Source organism: Robbsia andropogonis (genome assembly GCF_000970345.1).
Classification (GTDB): domain Bacteria; phylum Pseudomonadota; class Gammaproteobacteria; order Burkholderiales; family Burkholderiaceae; genus Robbsia; species Robbsia andropogonis.
In genome coordinates, this window is record NZ_LAQU01000141.1 from 1 (window position 1) to 2,017 (window position 2,017).

Below are 2,017 nucleotides of genomic sequence, written 5' to 3' on the forward strand. Positions count from 1 at the left end.
GGCCACAAACAACGTGAGAGGCCATACCACGCCACATTACGTGTGGCCGTCGGACTGCATGGCAGTCAGCAAACTCCTTGCTTACTACTTTGAGATGCGCTCGCGTGAGAGCATGTCAAAGCAGTAACGACTCGCTGGAAGAAAGCACCATCTCCCAAATGGGAGATGGCAGCCAAGTCGGAAAAGTACAATCTAAGCATCGTTGATAATGGGATCGCAAACCGTCAAGACGATCTCCCCATTGTCGCCAACACCCAGCGTGATAGTGAGCGTCACATCGAGCACGATCCCAGTGTCCTCGTCGACCAGCTGAACCGCAAACATGCGAGTCGGACCTGGCGAGCGCCGCAACGTATCTTGCACGTGCCGCACGACCTGCCAAATACGTTCCTCGTATTGCATAAGAGTCTGAGGACCTACAGGACCCTGATGCTTCGAGAAGCATGCCGTCCAGACCTCGGACGTAAAAGCGGTTGGGATACGCAATCCTGCCCAACACGCGATCTGCGATACATCGATCAACTCACCGCGCATGACCTGCAATTGACGCGGCTTGGACTTGTCACGGGCTTGGACTAAGTGCAACGTCGGTGCGCTGTTGACGCGGCCGATATCAAGGTGGTGTGACCAAAAGGCGGACATAGACGACTCCTAGAAAAAAGAAGTCGGAACACCGCCCCTTCGGGGACGATGCCCCGAAGGAAAAAAGTAAAAAGTACGCTCCAAACTCTTTCGAGCCGTGACTGCTTACTACCTGTTGGAGCCAAGTCACGAGCTTGTCCTCAACGCAGACAAGCGATCTGCCAGGGTCATAAATCGATCGGATGACTGATGACCAACACAGTTTCGCCATTCGCACCAACCTCAAGACGCACGATAGCCTCGAGAGGCTGGCTGTCTATCGTAGTCAAAATCACACGGAACAAAGAAGTATGTCCACGGAATTTGCGAAGTGCGTCCTGTACATCCCGCACGGTTTGCCAGATGTTCTCCTCGGCTTCTTGAACATCAGCAAGTGCAATCGGACGATACATAGCCTCGATGGTATGCATCCACACACTGGGAGTAAGAGCGGTCGGAACACGAAGTCCCGCTTCCCGGGCAATGTACGATATGTCGATCAAACGAACATTGCGCAACATCTTGATCGTATTGGTCTGCGGCACGATAGCAAGATTAGCGGAACGACGAGCAGTAGATACAGCATCGTTAAAGAGGGCGGACATAGACGACTCCTAGAAAAAAGAAGTCGGAACACCGCCCCTTCGGGGACGATGCCCCGAAGGAAAAAAAGTAAAAGTACGCTCCAAACTCTTGCGAGCCGTGACTGCTTACTGCCTGTTGGAGCCAAGTCACGAAGGTTTGTCCATAACGGGGACATTCGGGTTGCATACATCTGCCGGCAACCAACGGAAAAAGCTTTCGCAAGCGCTACGAATGCGTAGTTCCTGCAGCGCTTACGAAAGCCCCCTGGCCACGGCCAGGGAGAGTTGCGCGTCTTGCGCTAAAGGCGCAGCGAATCTGGCCGCCGCGGGCCAAAGTCGGAAACAGTAAAAATAGTGCGATTGCCCATGCGGGGCTTACCGCAGACGACAAACAGTCGCCTCTGGTAAGCCCGAGGCTACAGACAACGAGACTAAAGCCTCGTCAAGCAAAGAGGGGCCGCTGCGGTTCAGGCAGCGGCTGGGGATCGAGCGTCAGCCGTGAGGTGCCATGCGGGCACCACTGAACACTCGATTATAAGAACACGGCTTATTTCATCCGACTTCTCAGCCGCCACAGTCGGAGATGGGTCGTGTGTTTTCAAGCGAACACACAAACGCTGAAGCAGTTGGATAATACCAGATTCTTTTGAAGGCTCTGGAACAAAGAGCATTCAAAAGAACCCCCGCGCCGAAGCGCAGGTGTTCCAGGGGATGAAAAGACACTGAATCGTCAGTAGGGAATGTCGTCCGAGTCGTGATACTGACGACGCGGAGAACGTCCATCTGTGATTCCATTCGTCGACGACCTACGG

2 protein-coding genes are annotated in these 2,017 nt (G+C 53.9%); both read right to left on the reverse strand.

Annotation, left to right across the window (positions count from 1 at the left end; all coding sequences use genetic code 11):
• Positions 1–192 precede the first annotated feature (192 nt).
• Positions 193–642 carry a hypothetical protein gene (locus WM40_RS26555; RefSeq protein ID WP_046154567.1) on the reverse strand — a complete coding sequence of 150 codons (450 nt, stop codon included), beginning with the start codon at positions 640–642 and terminating at the stop codon, positions 193–195.
• Positions 643–809: 167 nt separating this feature from the next.
• The gene (locus tag WM40_RS26560; protein ID WP_157793821.1) at positions 810–1,226 is read right to left on the reverse strand and encodes a hypothetical protein; all 417 of its coding nucleotides are present in this window, start codon (positions 1,224–1,226) and stop codon (positions 810–812) included.
• Between the last annotated feature and the right edge of the window lie 791 nt (positions 1,227–2,017).